The sequence below is a fragment of the Streptomyces sp. JNUCC 64 genome (assembly GCF_054484115.1).
This window is the reverse complement of the sequence record NZ_CM137015.1, coordinates 196,834-211,977: the sequence shown is the minus strand read 5'-3', so window position 1 is coordinate 211,977 and position 15,144 is coordinate 196,834. Positions and strand designations below refer to the sequence as shown.

14 protein-coding genes are annotated in these 15,144 nt (G+C 75.1%); 8 read left to right on the top strand and 6 right to left on the bottom strand.

All coding sequences use genetic code 11. The annotated features are described in order from the left end of the window. Positions 1–22 precede the first annotated feature (22 nt). Positions 23–1,207, top strand: coding sequence for an acyl-CoA dehydrogenase family protein (locus ACVWNX_RS00855; protein ID WP_454411893.1), 1,185 nt, complete (start codon positions 23–25; stop codon positions 1,205–1,207). 31 nt (positions 1,208–1,238) lie between these two features. On the opposite strand, the gene ACVWNX_RS00850 is transcribed toward ACVWNX_RS00855, so the two are convergent. After that, positions 1,239–1,811, bottom strand: coding sequence for a hypothetical protein (locus ACVWNX_RS00850; protein WP_454411892.1), 573 nt, complete (start codon positions 1,809–1,811; stop codon positions 1,239–1,241). 674 nt (positions 1,812–2,485) lie between these two features. On the opposite strand from ACVWNX_RS00850, the gene lanL reads away from it, so the two are divergent. From lanL to ACVWNX_RS00825, 5 genes are all read left to right on the top strand, one after another. Beyond that, on the top strand, positions 2,486–5,302 hold the full coding sequence (lanL, locus tag ACVWNX_RS00845; protein ID WP_454411891.1) for a class IV lanthionine synthetase LanL: 2,817 nt from the start codon (positions 2,486–2,488) through the stop codon (positions 5,300–5,302). A 44-nt stretch (positions 5,303–5,346) separates the two neighbouring features. Beyond that, on the top strand, positions 5,347–5,505 hold the full coding sequence (locus ACVWNX_RS00840; RefSeq protein WP_454411890.1) for a VenA family class IV lanthipeptide: 159 nt from the start codon (positions 5,347–5,349) through the stop codon (positions 5,503–5,505). Positions 5,506–5,675: 170 nt separating this feature from the next. Continuing rightward, positions 5,676–6,896: an ABC transporter ATP-binding protein gene (locus ACVWNX_RS00835; RefSeq protein ID WP_454411889.1), complete on the top strand. Its 1,221-nt coding sequence runs from the start codon at positions 5,676–5,678 to the stop codon at positions 6,894–6,896. After that, positions 6,893–7,789 (top strand): ABC transporter permease, encoded by an 897-nt coding sequence (locus tag ACVWNX_RS00830; protein WP_454411888.1) that lies wholly within the window; start codon positions 6,893–6,895, stop codon positions 7,787–7,789. Before ACVWNX_RS00835 ends, ACVWNX_RS00830 begins: the two co-directional genes overlap by 4 nt. A gap of 96 nt (positions 7,790–7,885) precedes the next feature. Beyond that, complete coding sequence (locus ACVWNX_RS00825) at positions 7,886–9,430, top strand: MFS transporter (RefSeq protein WP_454411887.1); 1,545 nt, start codon at positions 7,886–7,888, stop codon at positions 9,428–9,430. A 67-nt stretch (positions 9,431–9,497) separates the two neighbouring features. On the opposite strand, the gene ACVWNX_RS00820 is transcribed toward ACVWNX_RS00825, so the two are convergent. Next, the gene (locus ACVWNX_RS00820; RefSeq protein WP_454411886.1) at positions 9,498–10,100 is read right to left on the bottom strand and encodes a TetR/AcrR family transcriptional regulator; all 603 of its coding nucleotides are present in this window, start codon (positions 10,098–10,100) and stop codon (positions 9,498–9,500) included. A 90-nt stretch (positions 10,101–10,190) separates the two neighbouring features. Between ACVWNX_RS00820 and ACVWNX_RS00815 the strand changes: the two genes are divergently transcribed. After that, positions 10,191–11,177, top strand: a complete 987-nt coding sequence (locus ACVWNX_RS00815; protein ID WP_454411885.1) for an LLM class oxidoreductase — start codon at positions 10,191–10,193, stop codon at positions 11,175–11,177. Further along, the gene (locus ACVWNX_RS00810; RefSeq protein WP_454411884.1) at positions 11,171–11,764 is read left to right on the top strand and encodes a flavin reductase family protein; all 594 of its coding nucleotides are present in this window, start codon (positions 11,171–11,173) and stop codon (positions 11,762–11,764) included. The genes ACVWNX_RS00815 and ACVWNX_RS00810 overlap by 7 nt, the downstream gene beginning before the upstream one ends. Positions 11,765–11,988: 224 nt before the next feature. On the opposite strand, the gene ACVWNX_RS00805 is transcribed toward ACVWNX_RS00810, so the two are convergent. The 4 genes from ACVWNX_RS00805 to ACVWNX_RS00790 all read right to left on the bottom strand — a co-directional run bounded on the left by ACVWNX_RS00805 (position 11,989) and on the right by ACVWNX_RS00790 (position 15,055). Further along, positions 11,989–13,014 carry an ABC transporter permease subunit gene (locus ACVWNX_RS00805; RefSeq protein WP_454411883.1) on the bottom strand — a complete coding sequence of 342 codons (1,026 nt, stop codon included), beginning with the start codon at positions 13,012–13,014 and terminating at the stop codon, positions 11,989–11,991. Further along, positions 13,011–13,955, bottom strand: a complete 945-nt coding sequence (locus ACVWNX_RS00800; RefSeq protein WP_454411882.1) for an ABC transporter ATP-binding protein — start codon at positions 13,953–13,955, stop codon at positions 13,011–13,013. The genes ACVWNX_RS00805 and ACVWNX_RS00800 overlap by 4 nt, the downstream gene beginning before the upstream one ends. Positions 13,956–14,108: 153 nt before the next feature. Beyond that, positions 14,109–14,777 (bottom strand): response regulator, encoded by a 669-nt coding sequence (locus ACVWNX_RS00795; protein WP_454415031.1) that lies wholly within the window; start codon positions 14,775–14,777, stop codon positions 14,109–14,111. Then, entirely contained in the window at positions 14,774–15,055 is a 282-nt protein-coding gene (locus ACVWNX_RS00790) for a sensor histidine kinase (RefSeq protein WP_454415030.1), read from the bottom strand. Before ACVWNX_RS00790 ends, ACVWNX_RS00795 begins: the two co-directional genes overlap by 4 nt. Between the last annotated feature and the right edge of the window lie 89 nt (positions 15,056–15,144).

Below are 15,144 nucleotides of genomic sequence, written 5' to 3'. Positions count from 1 at the left end.
ACCCGAGACCGGAGGCCGTCCCTTGACCGGTTCGCCCGCACCCCGTACGGAGACCGATCTCCTCGAACGCGTACGGGCCCTCCATCCGCTGATCCGTTCGCACGCGGCCCGCGCCGAGCGGCGGCGCCGGGTGACGGGCGAGGTCGTCGAGGCCCTCACGGGCGCCGGGATCTACCGGATGAACGTCCCCCGGCGCCACGGGGGTTACCAGACCCCGCTGGGGACCCAGGTCGAGGCGCTGAGCGAGGTGTCCGCCGCCTGCGGGTCGGCCGGGTACATGGCGATGATCCAGGCCAGCGGCTCGTTCATCGCGGCGCTCTTCCCCGACGAGGCCCAGGACGAGTTCTTCGCCAGTCCCGACACCCGGATCGGCGGCACCCTCGTCCCGGGCTCCAAGGCCGTCGCGGTGGACGGCGGCTACACGGTGAGCGGCACGTCCCCCTTCTCGACCGGTTGCCAGGACGCCGACTGGCATCTGCTGACCGCGCTGGCCGACACGGGGGAGGGGCCGCCGGAGAAGCTCTGGGCGGCGGTCCCCCTGAGCGAGCTGGAGGTCCTGGACGACTGGGACGTCACCGGGCTCACCGGCAGCGGCAGCAACACCGTCGTCGCCCGTGACGTCCACGTGCCGGCCCATCGGGTCCTGCCGCTGGGGCCGCTGCTGGACGGGGTGTTCCCGCCCCGGCACTACGGCGCCGACCCCTTCTACCGGATGCCGGTGCTGCTGCTGTTCTGCGCTTGGACGGCCGCGAGCGGCCTCGGTCTGGCCCGGGCGGCCCTGACGGAGTTCGGCGGGTCCATCCGCCGCCGGGGCATCACGTACACCTACTACGAGCGTCAGCACGAGGCCCCGCTGACGCACCTCCAGTTCGCCGAGGCCACGATGAAGGTCTCCGCCGCCGAGCTGCTCGCCGCCGACCTGGTGGAGCTGATCGAGTCCCGGGCGGCGTCCGGGGAGCCGTACACCACCGAGGAGCGGGCCTGGGCCAGGGCGTGCTGCGGCTATCTGATCCGGTCGTGCAAGGAGGCCGCGGACCTGGTCGGGTCCGCGTCGGGCGCCTCGGCCCTGCGCCGGGAGGTGCCGATCCAGCGGATCGTGCGGGACCTGAACGCCCTGACCGTGCACTCGTACGTCAACCCCGCCGCCAATCTGGAGCTGTACGGCAGGGTGCTGTCGGGGCTGGACCCCGACACGCCGTTCCTGTAGGTCCGCCGCGCCGGGGCCGGTGGGGCCCGGCTCAGTCGTGGAGGGTGACGCCGGGCAGCGGGAGGCCGGTGGCGTCGAACAGCGCGGTTCCGCAATCGCAGCGTTCGTCCGCGAGGCTCCGGCCCGCCGGGAGTTCCCAGACCAGCATGTCCGCGCAGCCCGGACAGTCCAGGCTGACCAGGGTCCCCTCGCGTTCCGCGCCCCAGCGGCGCACCGGGACGCCCCGGTGCGTCCATCCGGTCGGCTCGTGCCCACCGGTCAGCGCGACCAGCACCTCGTAGGCGTCGGTGCCGCTGTCCAGCGTCAGGAGCGCGTAGCCGATCTCCTCCAGCGCGCCGGACAACCGGTCGAGCTGACGGACCGGGAGGTCGCCCCGGCGCGGGGCGGGACCCGCCCCGGCCGTGGGGTGGTGGACGGCGCCGGCGTCGATGACGCCCGCCGGATCCCCTCCGAGGGCCCGTACCCGGTCGGCCACGAACGCGGCGAGCCGGCCCGGTTCCTCCTCGCCGGTCCAGTCCATCACGAACGTCACGCCGTCGATCCCGGCCGTCCCGGCCCGCTCGGCGGGGGTCAGGACCAGCTCTTCCCACTCCGTCTCCGTCACGGCGGTGACGCTATCAACCGCCCGGCGCCGGGCCGACGGGGGCCGGTGCCGGGCCGACCGGGGCGGTTTCGCCGGTCCGTTCTCTCCGTCCCGCGCCGGATCCGTCGGTGATCTCCCGTGCGGGACGCGTGTCGTCGGGTGAGGCCGTGCTTCCTCTTCTTCCGTGAAGGCGGGGCGAATTGGTCCGGCGTGCGCAAAGAGAAGATGTTCGATGGAAATGCTTTCTCGGGGATTCCCTTTGCCGTCGGATGGTTCAGGATTTCCCCGTCCCGTTGTTCGAACTCCCGGGGTGGGGCGTCCGGCGGTGGGGTGGCGACGGTGCGCGTTCCTGTCGGGGGCCGGAGGGCGGGCTGACGGGCGGCGAGTTGTTGGGCTTCCGTGAAGTCCCTGGTCAGACCGGATGCTGAAGGCTCCGTAGGGGATGGGAAGCGTCAACCGGGCGTCCCCGTGTTCCCCTGATGCGCGGAAAGCACGCCATTGGCCGGACGTACGGAATTGCCTGTGGTTGGTGTTTTTCGCGCCCTCACGTTCCTTCCCGCGCCGGTGAGCGCCGACCGCCCGGGGAAAGACGCAATGCGCTCTCCTCTTCAACTATTGCCGGCGGGCGGCCTTTTGTTACGTTCATGTGAACGGGCACATTCCGCCAGCGGTCCTCGCCGTTGAGAGGCACACGTATGACGAGCCAAGCGACTGAAGCCGACCTCGAAGACATCCTCGGCCGGGCATTGCGGGAGACGGACACCGGAGCGCGCTGGACGGTCGACACCGACACGATGTGGTGCCGTCTGACCTCCCGGTCCGGAGCGCGGCGCGAGCAGGGCTGGAAGCTGCACGTGTCGGCGACCGCCGCCTCCGCGCCCACGGTCCTCGCCAAGGCCCTGGAAGTGCTGCTGAGGGAGGAGTCGGGGTTCAAGTTCGCCCGTTCGCTCGAACAGGTCAGCGCGCTCAACTCCCGGGCCACACCGAGGGGCAGCTCGGGCAAGTTCCTCACCGTCTACCCGTCGTCCGACGCCGACGCGGCCCGGATCGCCCGGGAACTGCACGGGGCCACCGAAGGACTGACCGGCCCCCGGATCCTGTCCGACCAGCCGTACGCCGCGCAGAGTCTGGTGCACTACCGCTACGGGGCCTTCGTCGGCAGACGGCGGCTGTCGGACGAGGGCCTGCTGGTGTGGTTCATCGAGGACCCCGACGGCAACCAGGTGGAGGACAAGCGCACCGGACGGTACGACCCGCCCCCCTGGGCGGTCAGCCCCTTCCCCGCCTCGGTGCCGGTCCCGCCGCGGGCCACGGAGGCGGCTCCCGGTCCGGTGGTGCTCGGCGGACGCTTCTCGGTGCGGGAGGCGATCCGGCACACCAACAAGGGCGGGGTCTACCGGGGGACCGACGTCACCACCGGCGCACCCGTGGTGATCAAGGAGGCCCGGCCGCACGTGGAGGCCGACGCGTCCGGCGGCGACGTCCGCGACTGGCTGCGCGCCGAGGCCCGCACCCTGGAGAAGCTCACCGGGACGGGGCTGGCGCCGGAGTCCCTCGGGACGTTCGAGCACGGCGGACACCTGTTCCTGGCCCAGGAGGAGGTGCCGGGCGTCCCCCTGCGCACCTGGGTCGCCGAGCGGTTCCGCGACGTCGGGCACGAGCGCTACCGCGCCGAGGCGCTGGACCAGGTCCGGCGGCTGGTCGACCTGGTCGCGGCGGCCCACGCCCGGGGCTGTGTGCTGCGGGACCTCACCCCCGCCAACGTCATGGTCCGCCCGGACGGCGAACTGCGCCTCATCGACCTGGAACTGGCCGTCCTGGCGGACGACGTCCCGCTGCCCACCCGGGTGGGCACCCCCGGCTTCAGCGCCCCCGAGCGGCTGGTGGACGCGCCCGTCTCCCCGACGGCCGACTACTACAGCCTCGGCGCCACCCTCTGCTTCGTCCTGCTCGGCAAGGTGCCCCAGCTGCTGCCCGAGGAGCCCGCCACCCGGCCCGTGGAGCGGCGCTTCGCCGCGTGGCTGACCGCCTGCGCCGGTCCGCTCCGGCTGCCGGACGGTCTGCCTGAGGTGATCCTCGGGCTGACGAGGGACGACCCGGCCGAGCGCTGGGACCCGGTCCGGGCCCGGGAGGCCCTGCGCGCCGCCGACCCGGCGCCGCCCCGGCACCCCGCCGCCGGGCGGACCGGGAGCCATGCCCCGGACACCGCCCCGTACGCTTCCGCCGGAGCCGGAGCCGGAGCCGGAGCCGGAGCCGGAGCCGGAGCCGGAGCCGGAGCCGGAGCCGGAGCCGGAGCCGGAGCCGGAGCCGGAGCCGGAGCCGGAGCCGTGGCCGACTTCCCGGCGGACGCCGGGACCGACGCCGTGGTGGCCGGGATCGTGGACCACCTCCTCGACTCGATCACCCCGGAGGACGACCGGCGGCTGTGGCCCGTCTCCACCACCGCCGGGGAGACCGACCCCTGCACCGTGCAGCAGGGCGCGGCCGGAGTCCTGGCCGTACTGACGCGGTACTACGAGCTGACCGGCGATCCACGGCTCCCGGAACCGATCTCCGTCGCGGGCCACTGGATCGCGACCCGCACCGGCACCCGGTCCGTCCGTCCCGGTCTGCACTTCGGCGGCCGGGGCACCGCCTGGGCCCTGTACGAGGCCGGACGCGCCGTCGACGACCGCGTGCTGACGGACCACGCGCTGGCCGTGGCCCTCGCCCCGCAGGAGCGGACGCTCAGCCACGACATCACCCACGGCGTCGCCGGGAGCGGACTCGCCGCCGCCCATCTGTGGCACCGCACCGGGGACCCGCGCCTCGCCGGGATCGTCGCCGACGCGGCCGACCGGCTGGCCGCCGCCGCCCGGCCCGAACCGTCCGGAGTGAGCTGGCCGGTCCCCGCGGAAGCCGTCGCCACGGAGGCGGGCAAACGCTATCTGGGCTTCGCGCACGGAACGTCCGGCATCGGCTGCTTCCTCCTCGCCGCCGCGGCCGTCTCCCGGCGCCCGGAGCACCTCGACCTGGCCGTGGCCGCGGGCGAGCACCTGGTGGCCCACGCCGTACGGGTGGGCGGGGCCGCGCACTGGCCCGCCCAGACCGGGGACGTGCCCACCGCCCCGTACTGGTGCCACGGCTCGGCGGGCATCGGGTCCTTCCTGGTCCGGCTCTGGCGGGCCACCGGCGACGAACGGTTCGGGGACCTCGCCCGCGCCGCCGCGCCCGCCGTCGTGGAGCGCGCCTCCCGCGCCGCCCTCACCCAGTGCCACGGACTCGCGGGCAACGGCGACTTCCTCCTGGACCTGGCCGAGGCCACGGGGGACCCCGCCCACCGCGCCCGGGCGGGAGACCTGGCCCGGCTGATCGTCGCCGAAGGGGCCCGCCGCCACGGCCACGTCGTCTTCCCCAACGAGTACGGGGACGTCTCGACGGGCTGGAGCGACGGCTCCGCCGGAATCCTGGCGTTCCTCCTGCGGGTACGCCACACAGACCCCCGGCACTGGCTGGTCCAGCGTCCGGGTTGAGCGGCAGGGAACCTGCCGCCGCCTCGTGGAGAAGGAGAAAGACCATGGAGAACAACCAGGCCCTGGAGCTGCTGGCCCAGCTGCACGCCCTCCCGGAGACCGAGCCGGTCGTCAACGAGGGAGCCTCGTTCGCGGCGACGTGTCAGTGCGTCGGGCTGCTGACCCTCCTCAACACCGTCTGCATCGGCATCAGCTGCGCCTAGCGGACCAGGCCCTCCGGCCGGTGGCTGTCCCGGGCAGCCACCGGCCGGAGCGGCCGACCACCCCGAGCGGTGCCGCCACCGCTCCCGGGCGGCCCCGCCGCCACCGCGCTCCGCACCGTCCGTCGCTCCCACCCCGCACGCCCGGCGAGGGCCCGCAGACGAGGACCCAGATGCAGCCACCCACCGGTGCCCACGCCCCGGACCGCGCCGCCCGTCCGGCGCCCGTCCCCGAAGACCCGGACGCCCCCCGCGCCGCCGACCCGGTGTACGCCGTCAGCACCCGGGGCCTGGCCAAGAGCTATCCGGGCCCACGGGGCGCCGTCCACGCCGTGCGCGGCCTGGACCTGGACGTGCGCCAGGGCGAGACCTTCGCCTTCCTCGGCCCCAACGGCGCCGGGAAGTCCACCACGATCGCCCTGCTGTGCGCCCTGGCCCGCCCCACCGCCGGACGGGCCGTGGTGGCGGGCGCCGATGTGCTCACCCAGCCCGAACAGGTCCGCCGCCGGGTCGGAATGATCTTCCAGCACACCGCCCTGGACCCGGATCTGACGGTCGAACAGAACCTGCGCGTCCACGCGCGCCTCCACGGCACGCGCCGCCGTCTGGTCCGGTCGCGCGTCGCCGAGGCGCTCGACCTGGTCGATCTGGCCGACCGGCGGCGCTCTCCGGTGCGGACCCTGTCCGGCGGCATGCGCCGCCGTCTGGAACTCGCCCGTGGGCTGCTGAACGCGCCCCGGGTGCTCTTCCTCGACGAGCCGACCACCGGACTCGACCCCCACGCCCGGGCCCAGATCTGGGAACACCTGCGCGCCCTGGGCGAGCGGCACGGCAGCACGCTCTTCGTCACCACCCACTACCTGGAGGAGGCGGAGAACTGCGACCGCCTCGCCATCATCGACGAGGGACGGCTGGTGGCCCGGGGCACGCCCGCCGCGCTGAAGGCCGCGATCGGGGACGACCGGGTGACCCTGCGCACCGGTGACGACGGCGCGGCGCGCGAGGTCGTCCGGCGGATCGCGCCCCCGGACGCCGTCGTCACCGTGGACGCCGACGGGGTGGGCCTGCGGATGCCCGACGGCAGCGCCCGGATCCCCCGGCTGTGCGCGGCGCTCGAAGCCCACGGGATCGCCGTGCACTCCGCCTCCGCCGCCCCGCCGACGCTCGACGACGTCTTCTTCCGTCACACGGGCCGCAGCATCCACACCGCGCGCCCCGGCCGGACCCCGGCCGCCCCCGTCCCGTCCCGCACGGTCACGGACCGGACCGCCCCGGCCGCCACGGACCGCACGGGGACGGGCGCGGCCACCACGGACCGGACGGCCGCGGAAGGACCCGTCGTGGACCGCGCGGCGGCGGAAGAGCCCGTCACGGCCACCGGGGAGGACCGATGACCACGCCGACCGTCCGGGCCCAGGACGCCTCCGACCCGGGCGGCCCGTGTGCCCCGGGCGACTCCCCGGCCCCGGCCCGTGAACCACTGGCCCGGCTCCGGCACGAGCTGCGCGCGGTCCACGCCCTGGTCCACCGGGATCTGCTGAGGCTGGTCGCCCAGCCCATGCACACCGCCCTGACGCTGATCCAGCCGGTGCTCTACCTCTTCGTCCTGGGCGGGGGCCTGGCCGCGCTGATCCCGGACTCCTCCCTGGGCGTCGGCTACCAGACGTACCTCTTCCCCGGCATGCTGATGATGACCGTCCAGGCGCCCGCCATCATGGTCGGCATCCGGCTGATCACCGACCGGCAGAGCGGCTATCTGCGGGAACTCCTGATGGCGCCGGTCCGCCGCTCCACCCTGCTCCTGGGCAGCTGTGCCGGGGGCACCGCGGTCGCCGCCGCCCAGGGCGCCGTGCTGCTCTGTCTGGCGGGGGTGGTCGGGCTGCCCTACGACCCGCTCCTGCTGGCACTGCTCCTGGTGGGCATGGTCCTGGCCTCCTTCGCCATCACGGCCCTGTCCCTGGCGCTGGCCGTGAGCCTCGACCGGCCCGAGGCGTTCCACACCCTGCTCGGCCTGGTGATGATGCCGCTGCTGTTCCTCTCCGGGGGCTTCTTCCCGCTCCAGAGCCTGCCGGGCTGGGCCCATGCGCTGGCCGCCGTCAACCCGCTCGCCCACGGGGTGGACCTGCTCCGCCGCTGCATCGCGCTCCGGGTGCCGGAGCAGGCCGGGGGCACGGGACCGGAATGGTTCGGACGGCAGCCCTCCCCGTTCCTGGAAGGCGGCCTCCTGCTGGCCGTCGGCGTGGCGGCCCTGCTCTGGGCGGCCCACCGCTTCAGCCGCCCGGAGTGACGGGCGAGGGACGCGAGAAGAGAGATCCCAGTTCGAAATGATACGCTGATGTCTCATTCTGAATGGGAACCTCTCAAGCTTGGTTTGGAGCCCTCCATGTCCCGCCCTGCCGTGTCCCTCGCCGCGCCCCCGGCCGCGGACGGTGTCCACGCGCGCCGCTGGCTCGTCCTCGCGATCCTCTCCGGCAGCCTGCTGCTGATCGCCATGGACACCACGATCCTCAACGTCGCCTTCCCCTCCCTCGTCGCCGATCTGCGACCGGGTGCGGTGGAGCAGCTGTGGATCATCGACGCCTACGCGCTCGCCCTGTCCGGACTGCTGGTGACCGCCGGTGCGCTGGGCGACCGGTGGGGCCGCAAGCGGCTGCTCCTCGGCGGGTTCGCGCTGTTCGCCCTGGCCTCGCTGGGCGCGGTGTTCGCGACCGAGGCGTGGCAGGTGATCGCCGCCCGCGCGCTGCTCGGCGTCGGCGGCGCGGCGATCATGCCCGCCACGCTGTCGATCCTGCGGCACGTCTTCACCGACGCCCGCGAGCGCGCCTTCGCGTACGCCGTCTGGTCGGCCGTCATGGGCGGTGGCATGGCCCTGGGGCCGGTGGTGGGCGGACTCCTGGTGGAGGACCACGGCTGGGAGTCGGCGTTCCTGCTCAACATCCCGATCGCGCTCGTCGTCATCGGCCTCGCCGCCTGGCTGCTGCCCGAGTCGTACGCGCCGCGCGCCGGACGCTGGGACTGGACCGGGGTCGCCCAGTCCATCGCCGGTATGGTCGCGCTGGCCGCGGGCGTCAAGCAGCTCGGCAAGAGCGGGTTCACCGAGACCGGACCGTGGCTGCTGCTGGCGTTCGCCGCCGTGGTGCTCACCCTGTTCGTCCGCCGGCAGCTGCGGCTGGCGAACCCCCTCCTCCAGGTCCGGCTGTTCGCCGACCGCGCCTTCGCCGTGTCGGCCACCGCCCTGCTGCTGGGCATGGTCGCGCTCGGCGCCGTGCTGTTCCTGCTCACCCAGTGGTTCCAGTACGCCCTCGGCTACTCGCCGCTCCAGGCGGGGGTGCGGGTGCTGCCCGCGCCGCTCGCCCTCGTCGTGGTCTCGCTGGTCGCCCCGTCGCTGATGCGGGCGCTGCCCGTGCGGCACCTCATCGGCTCGGGTCTGGTCCTGATGGCGGCGGGCCTCGCCCTGCCCTGGGCGGTCCAGGACGCCGACGGCCGCCTCGGGTACCCGGTGATGGCGCTGGCCCTCGCGCTGATCGGCCTCGGCGCGGGGCTGGCGATGACGGTCGCCTCGGTCACCCTGATGGCGGCCACCCCGGCCGAGCACGTCAGCGGGGCCGCCGCGATCGAGGAGACCTGCTACGAACTCGGCGCCGCGCTCGGCGTCGCCTCCCTGGGGTCCCTGGCCGCCGCCCTCTACCAGGGCAATCTGCCGGACTGGGTGCCGGGCGCCGCGCGCGGCTCGGTGGGCGAGGGCGCCTACGCGGCCCAGGAACTGGGCGGCGCGGAGGGCGCCTCCCTGCTCGACCAGGTCGGCCGTGCCTTCACCCAGGGCATGACCCCCGCGTTCGCCATCGGCGCGGTGCTGGCCCTGGCCGCCGCCGCCACCGTCTGGGCGTGGATCCCGCGCGGCATCCGTCCCACCGACAACGCCCACTGAGAACGCCCGCCGAGGCCGACGGCCCCCGTGTCCCACGACGCGGGGGCCGTCCCGTCGGGTGGGGCGGTCAGGCCGTCGGCGCCGCCCGGACCAACTGGGCGAGGTGGACGGCCGCGTCGCGCAGCGGGGTGTCGTCGGCGGTCACCCGGCTGAGGAGTTCCGCGCCCTCCAGCATGCTGATGACCGTCCTGGCGAGGGGGCGGGCCGCGTCCGGCGCGATGCCGCTCTCCGTCAGCCTGGCCGTGACGAGGTCCTGCCATCCGGTGAGCGCCCCGGTCGCGGCCTCCTGGAGGCCGGGGACGCGGCCGACGGTCTCCAGGGCGGTGACGGCGACCGGGCAGCCGTCGTTCCAGTCGGACCGTCTGAGGTCCTCCGCCAGCAGCAGGGCGCAGGCGGCCGTGGCCTCGGCCGGATCCGCCGCCGAGGCGAGCCCCCGGGCGAGCAGGTCGCCGAACTCGCGCGCGCCGTGCCGCATCGCCTCGATCGCCAGTTCCTCCTTGCCCCCGGGGAAGAAGTGGTAGACCGAGCTGGGCGACGCCTGGGCCGCGCCCGCGATGCGCTTGACCGAGGTGCTCTCGTACCCCTGGCGCTGGAGGAGCGCGGCGGTGGCCCGGATGATCCGGCGGCGGGTGTCGGTGTCGGACGGACGGTCGGGTGCGGTGGCTGCCATGACCGCGAGTCTACTGGTTGGAACGTTCGATCCAGAGCTGTCGTATGCTCTGGATCGAACGTTCCAACCAGAGTGATGGACGGATTGACGATGACAGCGACAGCACCGGCCCCCTCCTGGGCGGGCCACCCCGGACACGCCCGGATGTTCGCGCCGGGGGAACTGACCGTGGGGCTCTTCCTGCCCCTGTGGCCCTACGCGGGCTCCATGGCGGGGATGCGCGGCCAGACGGAGGTCGTCCGCCGGGCCGAGGACGGCGGGTTCGCCGGGGTCTGGGTACGGGACGTGCCCCTGGCCGACCCGGGCTTCGGCGACGTGGGGCAGGTGTACGACCCGTGGACCGCCCTGACCTGGCTCGCGGCCCACACCTCCCGGATCGCCCTGGCGTCCGGCAGTGTGATCCTCCCGCTGCGGCACCCCATCGACCTGGCCAAGCAGGCGGCCTCGGTCGACCACCTCAGCGGTGGCCGGCTGGTGCTCGGCGCGGCGTCCGGCGACCGCCCGGTCGAGTTCCCCGCGTACGGACTGGACCACGGCGAGCGCGGCGCCCGCTACCGGGAGGCGGTCGGCTCCTTCCGGGAGCTGCTGGCCGAGGACCGGCCCGGCACGGCCGGGCTGCTGCCGAAGCCGACGCACGGCCGGATACCCCTCCTGGTCACCGGCTCCTCCCAGCAGTCCCCGCACTGGATCGCGGAGCACGCCGACGGCTGGCTGGTCTACCCCGGGGCCACCGCCACCCCGGACGGCCCCCGGGCGCTCGGCGCCCGGATCGGCGCCTGGCGGGAACTGGTCCCCGGCGGCGGGTTCCGTCCGGTCGCGACCAACGAGTGGATCGACCTGCACGAGGATCCCGGCCACCCGCCGACCCCGTTGCGCGGCGGCTTCGTCCTGCGCACGGGTACCCGGGGGCTCCTGGAACTGCTCGGCCGCTGGAAGGAGGCGGGGGTCAACCACGCCGCGCTCGGTGTCCAGCACGGACGGCGCCCCGCGCCGGAGGTGGTGGCCCAGCTCGCCGAAGAGGTCGTCCCGCACTTCCCCGCCCTGGCCGCTCCCGCGCCGCTGGCCCCCGCGTGGTGACCGCCCGGTGCCCGTCCGGGCCGGACGCGCCCGGCGCCGGAGCGGGGTCCGACGAGTTCCGCGAGGCCATGCGGCGGTGGGCGACGGGCGTCGCGGTGGTCACCGTCCCCGGCCCCGGGGGCCCGCACGGCACGACCCTCAACTCCCTGGTCTCGGTGTCGCTCGATCCGCCCACCGTGCTGATCTCCCTCAAACGGGGCGGTCGCACCGAGGACCTCGTCCGGCGGACCGGCCGGTTCACCGTCAACGTCCTGGCCGAGGGGCAGCACGCCCTCGCGGACCGCTTCACCCGGCGCCGCGACCCCGGTGCCGAGGGGTTCGCGGGGGTGCGCCACCGGCCGTCCCCCGACGGCGGCGGGCCGGAACTGGAAGGGGCCGCCGCCGCCCTGGCGTGCCGCGCGGTCCGTCGCGTGGAGGTCGCCGACCACGTCCTGGTGGTCGCCGAAGTGACCGGTGTCCGCCGGTCACCGGCCGACGGCTTCCGGGGACCGCTCCTCTACGCGGACCGGGACTACCGGGCCCTCGCCAAAGGCGCGGCGGCCGGGAGCGCCGCCGCGCGCTCGCGGGGGTCCGCCGACCCGCGCTGACCGGCCGTCCGGCACGGGACGGCGGCGGAGCCGGGTCGCACGGGACGGGACGGCGGCCGACAGCCGGCGGTGTGCGACGTCGAGGGCCGGACCGCCCGGAACCGGGCGGTCCGGCCCCTCCGCCGGATCTCCGGGCACCGTCCCGGTGAACGGACGGCGCGGCCCCGCCGCGACCCGGGGGACGGCGGGACGGCGGGGCCACCGTTCCGCCGTCACCCGGTCGCTCAGTCCGCCCGGCGCCGGATCCGCCGGCCGCCGAACGCGATCAGCAGCCCGCTCGCCGCCAGATAGACCGAGGTCTCCAGCCACTGGAACGTCCAGTAGCGGTCACCGGGGTGGTAGCGGACGTCGACGTGGAGGTCGTGCCCGGCGAGGCACACCGCCGCGTCGCCGAAGGTGCCGTCCGCCCCCGTCTTCGGCGGGCTGTCGAGACAGCGGTCGAAGACGGCGGAGGAGACGGTCGAGCCGTCCGCGGTGCGCAGCGGGCTCGTCCCGGCGATCCACGCGTCCGGCTCGCCCGGGATCCGCACCCCGCCGATGACCGGATCCCCGGTGATCCCCCCGAGGTTCCGCGCCGCGTTGACGGCCTCGGCCGTCATCGGCAGCGAGGCTCGCTCCGGCGGCAGCAGCTCCGGCCGCACCACGTTGGGGAAGAAGAACTGGAACGCCACGAAGCCGACGAGGGTCACCGCCATCGCGGGCAGGGTCCTGCGCAGCAGCAGCCCGACGACCGTGCCGAGGGCGACGGCCAGCGCCGCGTACCCCACCGGGACGACCCCGCGCGCACCGAACACGAAGGTGTCGAACCGCTCCCCGACCACCGCGTCGAAGGGCCGGGCCGCCCAGCTCAGCAGGGCCACCACCGCACCCGTCAGCCCCACCGCCGCCGACCCCACCAGCAGCACCTTGCCCAGCAGCCACCGCCGCCGGGTGACGCTCTGGTTCCACACCAGCCGGTGGGTGCCGTTCTCCAGCTCCCTGGCGACCAGGGGCGCGCCCCAGAAGGTGCCGAGCAGGGCGGGGAGCAGCGCCAGCCCGGCCGCGACGAACAGCAGCGTGTTCTGGTACGCGCCCCGGAACCGTTCGCGGGCCCCGGCGCAGTCGGCCTCGTCCCGGCACCGCGCCCGGTAGACGTCGTGCGCGTCCCGGATGTCCGCGCCGAGGTACAGCAGGTACCCGGCGACGACGGCCAGCGCGAGGGCGCCGAACAGCGCCTGGCCGCGGAACTGGCGCCAGTTGAGCCAGATCACCGTCCGTACCCCCGCTCCCCGTCGCGACCCCTGACCGACGCGTCCCCGGGGTCCCTTCCGGCCCCGGCCCCGGCGCGGGACATGTAGGCGAGGACGAGCCGTTCGACGGTGAGCGGTTCGGTCCGGTGGGGGAGGGCCGCCCCGGCGCCGGTACGGACGACCACGTCGTCGTGGGTGGCGCCGTGTTCGACGGAGACCGTCTCCACCCCGGCGGGCAGCCGGACGGGGGCGCCGCGCGGGACGGCCAGCCGGGCGTGCCCGGCCAGCAGGTCCCCGGTGTCCCCGGTGATCTGGGCCCGCGCGTCGCACAGGACGACCAGGTGGTCGCAGACCCGCTCGATGTCGCCGAGCAGATGCGAGGAGAGGACCGCGCCCGCGCCCAGCTCGTGGACGAACTCCATCAGACTGTCCAGGAAGCCCCGGCGGGCCAGTGGGTCCAGGGCCGCCGCGGGCTCGTCGAAGACCAGCAGCTCGGGGCGCTTGGCGGCGGCGACGGTCAGCGCCAGCTGCGCCCGCTGACCGCCCGAGAGCCGTCCCGCCCGCTGCTCGGGGCTCAGCCCCACCCGTCGTACCCGCCGCTCGGCGAGGGCCGCGTCCCAGCCCGGGTTCAGCTTCGCGCCGAGCCGCAGGTGCTCGGCGACGGTGAGCGAGCCGTACACCGGGGTGTTCTGCGCGACGAACCCGACCCGGGCCAGATGGGCCGCGTCCGCCGCCGGGCGCGAGCCCAGCACGGTCAGGGAACCGCCGGTCGGCTGGATCAGCCCGCTGATCAGGTGCAGCAGCGTGGACTTGCCCGCCCCGTTCGGGCCCACCAGCCCGACGACGCGGCCCGGGGGGACGGAGAGGTCCACCCCGCTCAGCGAGGGGCGGCGGCCACGGCGGCCGTAGGTCTTCGTCAGGCCCTCCGCGTGGATCGCGGGAGGGGAGTGCGTGGATGACATGCCGTCATCCTGGAACCGGCGGAGGACGACCGGCACCGGCCGTTCGTCCGGTTCCGACGCCACGGCCGGTCCTTTCGGCCGGTCCGCCCCGGGGGAGCGGTGGCACGTGTCAGAGGTGCCCCGTGGCCGCCCCGCGTCCGGCCGTGGCGGGCCCTACCCCCGGACGTCGCCCATCAGGTGGTTCTCCCAGGCCCAGACGGCGATCTCGGTCCGGTTGCGCACCCCGAGCTTGCCCTGGATCCCCGACAGATGGCCCTTGACCGTGCTGAGCGAGATGAACAGCTCGGCCGCGACCTCCTGGTTGGTGCGTCCGCGCGCCACCGCCCGGACCACGTCCAGTTCGCGTGCCGACAGCGGTGACCGCCGGGCGGCGCGGGCGGGCGGTGGCGCCCCCGTCCCGTTGAGGTGCCTCAGCAGCCGGAGGGTGACCGAGGGGGAGACCAGCGCCTCGCCGTTGTGGGCGGCGCGGACCGCCTCGACCAGCAGGGCGGGCCCGGCGTCCTTGAGGACGAAGCCCGCCGCGCCGCCGCGCAGCGCCCCGTACACGTACTCGTCCAGGTCGAAGGTGGTGACCACCACGACCCGCGCCGGGTCGGCCACCCCCGGACCGGCCAGCGCCCGGGTGACCTCGATGCCGTCGAGCCGGGGCATCCGGATGTCCACCAGACACACGTCGGGCCGCAGCCGCCGCGCCAGCTCCACGGCCTCCACCCCGTCCCGGGCCTCCCCGACGACGGTGAGGTCGTCCTGGTCCTCCAGGATCAGCCGCAGCCCGCGGCGGATCATCGCCTGGTCGTCGGCGATCAGGACGGTGACGGTCATCGGGGCTCCGCGGTCGGCAGGGGCAGGCGGGCCCGCACCGACCAGCCGGTGCCGGGCCGGGGCCCGGCGTCCAGCGAGCCGCCGAGCGCCTCGACACGCTCGCGCATGCCGACCAGACCGTACCCCCGGTGCGGGACGCGCGCGGGATCCGGCGGGGCGTCGTCGGCGACCTCCACGGTGACGGCGGCGCCCTCGCGGCGGACGGTGACCTCCACGGACCGCGCGTGCCGGGCGTGCCGACGGACGTTCGTCAGGGCCTCCCGGACGACGCGGTACACGGTGCTGGTCACCTCCGGCGGCCACCCCGCGCCGTCGTCGGGGGCGCGCAACCGCACCCGGGGGCCCTGGCGGCCGAAGCGTCCGACGA

Coding starts and splice junctions, on each gene's coding strand:
- lanL (WP_454411891.1), top strand. CDS start 2,486: ATGACGAGCCAAGCGACTGAAGCCGACCTCGAAGACATCCTCGGCCGG.
- ACVWNX_RS00840 (WP_454411890.1), top strand. CDS start 5,347: ATGGAGAACAACCAGGCCCTGGAGCTGCTGGCCCAGCTGCACGCCCTC.
- ACVWNX_RS00835 (WP_454411889.1), top strand. CDS start 5,676: ATGCAGCCACCCACCGGTGCCCACGCCCCGGACCGCGCCGCCCGTCCG.
- ACVWNX_RS00830 (WP_454411888.1), top strand. CDS start 6,893: ATGACCACGCCGACCGTCCGGGCCCAGGACGCCTCCGACCCGGGCGGC.
- ACVWNX_RS00825 (WP_454411887.1), top strand. CDS start 7,886: ATGTCCCGCCCTGCCGTGTCCCTCGCCGCGCCCCCGGCCGCGGACGGT.
- ACVWNX_RS00820 (WP_454411886.1), bottom strand. CDS start 10,100: ATGGCAGCCACCGCACCCGACCGTCCGTCCGACACCGACACCCGCCGC.
- ACVWNX_RS00815 (WP_454411885.1), top strand. CDS start 10,191: ATGACAGCGACAGCACCGGCCCCCTCCTGGGCGGGCCACCCCGGACAC.
- ACVWNX_RS00800 (WP_454411882.1), bottom strand. CDS start 13,955: ATGTCATCCACGCACTCCCCTCCCGCGATCCACGCGGAGGGCCTGACG.
- ACVWNX_RS00795 (WP_454415031.1), bottom strand. CDS start 14,777: ATGACCGTCACCGTCCTGATCGCCGACGACCAGGCGATGATCCGCCGC.